This is a genomic window from Paeniglutamicibacter sp. NPDC012692 (assembly GCF_042901625.1).
In the GTDB taxonomy this organism is placed as follows: domain Bacteria; phylum Actinomycetota; class Actinomycetes; order Actinomycetales; family Micrococcaceae; genus Paeniglutamicibacter.
Genome location: NZ_JBIBDE010000005.1, coordinates 20,673 through 27,970 on the forward strand (window position 1 = coordinate 20,673; position 7,298 = coordinate 27,970).

Annotated in this window: 4 protein-coding genes; all 4 read right to left on the minus strand. The window is 68.3% G+C overall.

What is annotated here, in order from left to right; translation table 11 throughout:
- Nucleotides 1-43: 43 nt before the first annotated feature.
- Entirely contained in the window at nt 44-1,114 is a 1,071-nt protein-coding gene (gene sbnB / locus ACFY5D_RS16380; protein ID WP_387532152.1) for a 2,3-diaminopropionate biosynthesis protein SbnB, read from the minus strand.
- Complete coding sequence (locus ACFY5D_RS16385; RefSeq protein WP_387532155.1) at nt 1,111-2,115, minus strand: TauD/TfdA family dioxygenase; 1,005 nt, start codon at nt 2,113-2,115, stop codon at nt 1,111-1,113. The genes sbnB and ACFY5D_RS16385 overlap by 4 nt, the downstream gene beginning before the upstream one ends.
- A complete protein-coding gene (locus tag ACFY5D_RS16390; protein ID WP_387532157.1) occupies nt 2,115-4,730 on the minus strand; it encodes an amino acid adenylation domain-containing protein in 2,616 nt (871 codons plus the stop codon). The genes ACFY5D_RS16385 and ACFY5D_RS16390 overlap by 1 nt, the downstream gene beginning before the upstream one ends.
- Nucleotides 4,727-7,298: Pls/PosA family non-ribosomal peptide synthetase (locus ACFY5D_RS16395; RefSeq protein WP_387532159.1), on the minus strand; the 2,572-nt coding region annotated here is incomplete at its 5' end. The genes ACFY5D_RS16395 and ACFY5D_RS16390, both read right to left, overlap by 4 nt.

Consider the following 7,298-nt stretch of genomic DNA (forward strand, 5'->3'; position numbering starts at 1 on the left):
TCCTCAGTGGTTGCGAATGGATAAACGTTGTTGGGCCGCCGGGTCAGCCGTACCTACGCAGCTCGGAAAAGAAGTCCTCGACCACCCGGAGCTGGCCGCTGCTGGCAAGTTCGTCGTAGACGTACTTGCCCACCGCGAGGTCGAGCACGCCCAGACCGAACGGCGAGAACACCACGGGGCGGTCAACTGCTGGCGATACCTTGCCTTCCATGACGTCGACCAAGGTGCCGTCCACGAAGTCCCGGTGGCCGACCATCTGCTCCACAAGGTGGGCCGATGTCCCGGCTTTCAAGCAGTGGTCGACGTCGTCGAGGATGTTGGTCGACGCCAACAGGATCTCCGGGGCCAAATCGCGCAGGGACACGTGAAGTACCAGCGGGTTGTGCGCGAACCACGTCGTGTCGTGCACGTGCGGCTCGCCCGCCACCGTGGCGAAGACGACGAGGTCGCTGCTCCGGATCAGCTGCTCGGGGCCGTCGTGCACGGTCACCCGGGCTCCGGTGCCGCTGCGTTCAAGATAGCCCTTGAAACCCTGCGCGCTCTCGCCCGCGAGGTCGAACACCCCGATCTCGTCGAAGGACCAGTCGGTCGCGTTCAAGAAGGTGTGGATGTAGCGGGCGATGAGTCCCACGCCGAAGAACCCGATGCGCCTGGGTCGCCCCCGTCCCCGGCTGAGCCAGTCCGCAGCCGCGGCGGCCGACGCAGCCGTCCTGGAGGCGCTGATAATGGAGCTCTCCATGCACGCGAAGGGGTAGCCCGTCGCCCGGTCGTTGAGGATCAAGACCGCTGAGGCGCGCGGAATCCCCGACGCCACGTTCTCCGGGAAGCTGGAGACCCACTTGATGCCGTCAACCTCCACCTGTCCGCCGACCGAGGCGGGCAGGGCGATGATGCGCGAGGTGGGCCGGTCCGGGAAGCGCAGGAAGTAGGACGGGGGGTTCACCGAGTCTCCGGCCGCGTGCGTCCGGTAGGTCTGCTCGACGAGTTCGACGACCTGTTTCTCCCGCCCCTGGAGCACCTGCTGCACCTGGGCTCCGGGGATGACCGCGAAAGGGGGAACCGTCTTCGGTTCCCCGGCGGTTGTCACTGGGGAAGCTGCGAATTCTGTCATCATGCACCGTCCTGGGTGTGGGTAGCGAGATCGAATGCATTGCGTGGCTCGGCCATGCCCACGAGGATTTCCCGTGAACCCTCGTACGCCTCGCGGCTGTGGGCCATGCGCACGTTGTCGACGAGCATGAGGTCCCCGGTCTCCCACGGCGTTCGAAGGGTGTGGGTCTCGTAGACCTCGTTCAAGAGGGCGATGACGTCCTCGCCGATCGGCTCGCCGTTGCCGAATCGGGTGTTGAACGGCAGCCCGTCGGAACCGTAGACGTCCACCAGGTACTCCCTCACCTCGGGCGCGATGGTCCATTCGCTCAGGAACGCGACCTGGTTGAACCAGCAGCGTTCGCCGGTCACCGGGTGCCGGACCACGGCAGGGCGCCGTTGCCGGGTGCGGAGCTCCCCGTCGGGCTGCCACTCGAACTCGATCGCGTGGGCCCGGCAGTAGCTCTCGACGCCAGCGCGGTCGCCGACCCCGAACGCCTCCTCGTAGGTGGCTCCGATGTCCCCGTTGTAGCTGCGGGTGAGCAGCCACCCGTCGCTTTCGAACCGCTGGACGATGTCCGCCGGTATGGCGTCGAGCACCGAGCGGGCGTCCGCGACGCCGGTCACGCCACCGACGCCGGGTGCCTGGAGGCAGGCGAAGAGCATCAGGCCGGGGAACTCGAGTGCGTAGCTGAGCTCGTGGTGCATGCACATCGGCTGGTTCGCTGGCCACGTGAGGGACGAATAGACGCCGTCCAGGTAGGGATGCCTGGTGGCAAATGCCTCCCGGTCCGGTATGAGGCCGCTCGGGACCAGCCGTTGGTAGACCTCGGCCACCTGGGCTGGATCACTGAGGCCCAGCCCGCGGACCAGGACCGCGCCGTGCTCGTCCACGGCCGCGCGCAGCGCCTCGCGGTTCTCTTCGGCCCACTGCACGGGGTCGTGGCCGTCCTCGACGGCGAGCATCGGTGAACGGCCGGCTTGGCGTTTCACGTCGAGCTGGATCCTGGGTGAAGGAGACGACATCAGAGGTCCTTTCGTTTCATGGGTAGCGGGTTGGAGCGTCTTGTCGGTGTCCGGGGCATGGAGGCGGTCTCTGCGGCGGTTTCCGCCGGCGCGGGCGGTTCGGCAGCGACCTCCAGGGACGAAGCATCGAGCAGGGTCGCGAGGTCCGCCAGGACGGGCGTTTGCATGATGTCCTTGATCGACACCTCGCGCTTGAGCAGGACGGCGAGCTTCACCGCGGACAGGGAGGTGCCGCCCAGCGCAAAGAACGAGTCCTGCCCGCCGATCCGACCCGCCGGTAGGCCTAGGACGCTCGCCCATGCCTCGGCAAGCCGCTGCTCGGTGGCCGTGAGCGCCTCCGTGGGGGTGCCGGCCTCGGGTGCGACCTCCTGCGCCATGCGGGTCAATGCCTTCCGGTCGATCTTCCCGTTGCCGGTCAGGGGCAGGCTCTCCTGCCATCTGTACGCCGACGGAACCATGTAGCCCGGAACCCGCGAGGCCATCTCGCTGCGGATCTCATCGACCTCGAGGGGCCAGTTGCCAGCGTAGAACGCCACCAGGAACTTGGACTGCCCGCCGCCCTCGCCGACGACGACCGCGCCGTCGCGGACGCCGGGAACCCGCAACAGCGCGTTCTCGATGTCGCCGATCTCGATACGGAACCCGGAGATCTTGACCTGGTTGTCGCGCCGGCCAAGGTACTCCAGCTTGCCGTCCAGTGACCAGCGCCCAAAGTCGCCAGCCCGGTAGAGCCGAGCGCCGTCCACGTAGGGGTCGGTGGAGTAGGCCTGTGCCGTGCGCTCCGGGTCGTTGATGTAGCCGCGGCCCACGCACACCCCGGAGAAGGCGATCTCGCCCGGCGCTCCGAGCGGTACGAGCCGCTGCCGCTCGTCGAGGATGTGGATCCGGACGTTCGGGATCGGCGGGCCCAGCGGCACGGAGCCGCCCGCTGGCGTTGCGCTCATCACCTCGTGGTTCGTGTCGTCCGAGGTCTCCGTCAGTCCGTAGGCGTTGACCAGCTTGACGTTCGGCATCACGTCGAACCAGCGGCGGACCAGCTCACGTTTCAAGGCCTCACCGGTCGCAGAGACGCTGCGTAGGTGCGGCAGGGTGCGGGGATTGCCGCCCAGGTACGACACCACCGCATCCAGATACGACGGGACGACCTGGAAGACCGCCACCGCGCCCCGTTCCACCGTGTCGACGAACCGCTCGACGTCCAAGATGCGGTCCTGCCCGACGATGAGTGTGCGGCCGCCGACAAGCAGGGCCGAGACCAGTTGCCACAGCGAGATGTCGAAGCACTGGGGGGCGCTTTGGGCGACGACGTCGCCGGGGCCGATCCCCAGGTCCTCGATCTTGGCGTACAGGTGGTTCACCATCCCGTCGTGCGCGCACATCGCGCCCTTCGGCTCGCCCGTGGAGCCCGAAGTGAAGTAGACGTAGGCGAGTTGGTCCGGACGCACCTCCACGCCGAGATCGTCGTCGGCGTGCCCCTCGGCCTCGATGTCCTCGAAGAGGATCCTTGTGACCGAAGGCATCCCGTCAAGTGCTTCGTCCAGCGTGGCGGTGCTGCCTTCCTCGGTCAGCGCCATCCGGCTCCCGGCCCGCGTGAGCGTTCTGGCAATCCGGTCGGCGGGGAAGTGCGGTTCGATCGGTAGGTACGCGCCTCCGGCCTTGAGGATGCCGATGACCGCGGCCATCCACTCCAGGTCCCGCTCGGCGACCACCGCCACGACGTCCTCCGCCTGCAGTCCGCGTGCCAGCAGGGCGCGGGCCAGGCGGTTGGCGCGGGCGTTCAACTCCGCGTACGTCCACTCCCGCGCGTCCTGGACGGCCGCGATGCGCTCGGGATGCTGCCGTACGCGTTCCTCGAACAACTCGTGGAAGCGGCGTTGGGGCCGGGGCCGCTCGGGCCCGGCCAGCTGCTCGAGTTGGAAGCGGCGCTCGTCGGGATCGACGAGGTCGGCGTCGGCGGGCTCCGCTTCGGGGTCGGCGACCAAGTGGCGGAGCGCGGCCAGATGGTAGCCGGCGATCCTGAGGGCGGCACCGTCGTCGAGGACGTCCCGCCGGTACCGCAGCAGGAGCACCTCGCCACCGGCCACGGTCCGGAGGGTGACCCCGAGGACGATGCCCTCCGGCAGCTCTGCATCCTCGCCCTGAAGCGCGCCGAACACCACCTCGTATCCCGGAGATGCGGTCTCGTGACGGGCCTCCCCGCGGCCGGCCTTCTCGGTGTCGGCAGGCTCGGCCCCGGCCCGGACCTGCCGGTCGTGTGCCTCGGCGACCAAGCCCCGCCAGGACGGGTGGCCCAGATCGAGCTTGCACCGCCAGATCCCCGCCGTGTCCACGCATCCGGTGTCGATCTCCGTCTCGCCGGTCAAGGCCTGCAGTACCCGCGCGTGGGCCGCCAGCCAGAGCGAGCCAGGCGTCGTCTTCAGGGCACGGGCCGTCAGCCTGACGGACGTGTGCAGGTCCTCGGGAACCGCCACCTCGACCTGCTGCTGGCCGGACTGCGGGTCCCGGGTCCACCTGGGAATCGCCGTCGGTACGGCAGCCGGGACGGAGCGCCGGCCGTCGACCGGATCTGACGTTTGGCCGGCGGTGCGGCAGGTGAGCGCTGGAGTGGTAGTCATGACGCGGGCCCTTTCAGTGCGACGGGGGACGTGGCGGCGGCACGGATCTCTTCGGCCGGGTTGCCGCCCCACAGGGTTCCCCGGGTGAGGGCCGTCCCCTTCATCACGAAGGAGTCGGCGGTGACGATCACGCCGTCTTCGATGCTCACGCCGTAGTGGATGAAGGCGGCGACGCCGAGCGTGACGTCGTCCCCGATGACGTTGTAGTCGGACTTGAACATCCCGTCCTCCTGGGAATGGGACTGGATCGTGGTGCCGACGTTCAGGGTGCAGCGGGAGCCGATCGTCACGAGGGAGCGCTCGACGATCCCGCAGCCGTCGTCGAAGACCCGGCTCCCGATCCGCACGCCCAGCAGGCGCCAGACCATCGGCTTGAACGGCGTCCCGTTGAAGAGCGCCACGTACCGGCTCTGGGCCTGCAGCTTCCAGTACCGCTCGTGCCACCAGAAGTAGGGGTCGTAGATGGAACACAACCGGGGCCGGAGCCGCCGGAACCCCGTGGCGAGGTGCTGGAGGCCGACGGGCACCAGCACGCCGAGCAGGAGCATCACGACGAACGACGCGCTGATCGCGAGGAAGCCGAATTGGTCGGAGAATTCGAGGCCGGCGAACATCGCCAGCAGGGCCACCGCGGCGTTGAACCACCGCGCCAGCATCAAGAGGGCCATGGTGCGCAGGTTGTGGCCGTTCTTGGCCGCCAGCTCATGGCGGAGCTGTGCACGGCCCCTGTGCTCCTCGGGGAGGGTGTCCCGCAGCACCGAGCGGGGGATCTCGAACGCCGGCGATCCAAGCAGGCCCACGCCCTGGCGCACCGGCCCGTCGATGGGGACCATGACCTTGGTCGCCAGCAGGCAGTTGTCCCCGGTCCTGGCTTCGGCCGGGTACAAGACGGCGTTGCCCAGGAAGTTGTGCGCGCCGATCGCCACCCCGCTGAGCTTGAACGACGTCGAGGAGTATTCCGTGTTCATGAACGACACCCCGTCGGCGATCATGGTGCCGGTGCCGATGGTCGAGAGGAACGGGTTGTCGTGCTTGAACCCGGTGCCGAAATTCGAGCCGGTCTGTTGGACGTGCGGCTGGCGGTACCCGATGGCCCGCACGTAGTTCACGACGTAGGAGCTGTCACCGAACAACATCCCGAGCATGGGGCTGTTGGTCATCTTGCCCACCGCCCGTGCCGCCGCGTCACGCAGCCCGAACATTGGATACACCGTGTCGGGCTTCAGCGCGAGTTGCAGCAGCCGCGGCAGGGTGGTGATGAGGACCAACGCCACGACCGTTCCACCGATAACGCCCAGGGCCGCGTAGGCGGCCGCCTCGGCGTAGAAGACCCAGTCGGTGAACGCCCACGCCTGCGACTCCAGAAGGGCCGCGACGTTCGGGTTCGCCAGGACGACCAGCGTGATCGCCAGTCCCCACATGGTGCGGCCCAGCCCGATGGTGCTCACGAGCTGGGAAACGGCGAACCATCCCCGGTGCCACGGCCGGTAGGGCGTCGGCTCGACCGTCGCGTAGTCCGCACCCCCGGGCCTGCCCGGCGAACCGTGCCACCGCTCGCCGTCGGGCACGGCTTGGCCGGTGTAGAGCGTGGACCGGTGGCCCAGCTGCGCGCGGTCACCCATCGACGTGTTGATGTCCAGGACGCTGCCCTCGCCGATGGTCACTTCCCTGCCCAGCGTGATCCCGCCCACCTGGATGACGCCGCCGTGGGCGCGGTACCCGTTGAGCATGACGTCCTTGCGGATCACCGTTCCCTCACCGATCGTGAGCAGGTCGGTGCAGATCGGCAGGCGGTTGGTCATGATCATCACGTTGCGGCCGACCTTCGCGCCCATGGCCCGCAGGTAGAAGGTGGTCAGCGGCGAACCGGCCATCAGCGAGAGGGGGGAGGTGCGCATCAACGCCTTCACCAGCCAGAACCGGAAGTAGGCCAGGCTCCAGATGCGGATCTCCCTGGGCCGGAAGCGACCGACGAAAATCCACTTGGCGGCCACCGGCAGGATGCACAGCAGCACGAACGTCGCAGCAGTGTAGGCGATCGACCGCAGGTAGAGCTCCCAGAATTCCATCCCGTGGCCCAACCAGTGGTGGTTGCCCGGCCCCGCGGCCGGGAACAACCACTGGTACCCCACGACCGCGATGAGACCGGCGAGTAGGCAGTAGCCGATGTAGACGAGCACTTGCAGGGCGCCGCAGGTGACATACTCCCACGTCCGCGCGTCCATGGGCGGCGGCGTCTCCGGCACGGAGGCCACGGCTGGCGAGGGCTCCGTCTTTTTGTCCTGCTGCGGGGGAACCTGCAGGGCCGCTGCCAGTGCGGCGATATTCGGGTTGCCGTAGATCTCCTTCATGGATATCTGGGGAAGATCCGGCTGCTTGCGCACCCTTGCGCAGAACTTGGCCATCACCAGCGAGTCCGCGCCCAGGTCCTGGAAGAAATCAGCGCCCACCGGGACCTGCTCGATGCCGAGCACGCCGGCGAGAATCTCGGCCAGCCGGCCCTGCGCGGGCGACTCCGCCGGTTCCGCCGGTGCCAGGGCCGCGGCCAGGGCCGCGATTGACGGGTGC

Excerpts from the sequence above, each read along its gene's own strand:
- sbnB (WP_387532152.1), bottom strand. The coding sequence starts at position 1,114 with ATGATGACAGAATTCGCAGCTTCCCCAGTGACAACCGCCGGGGAACCG.
- ACFY5D_RS16385 (WP_387532155.1), bottom strand. The coding sequence starts at position 2,115 with ATGTCGTCTCCTTCACCCAGGATCCAGCTCGACGTGAAACGCCAAGCC.
- ACFY5D_RS16390 (WP_387532157.1), bottom strand. The coding sequence starts at position 4,730 with ATGACTACCACTCCAGCGCTCACCTGCCGCACCGCCGGCCAAACGTCA.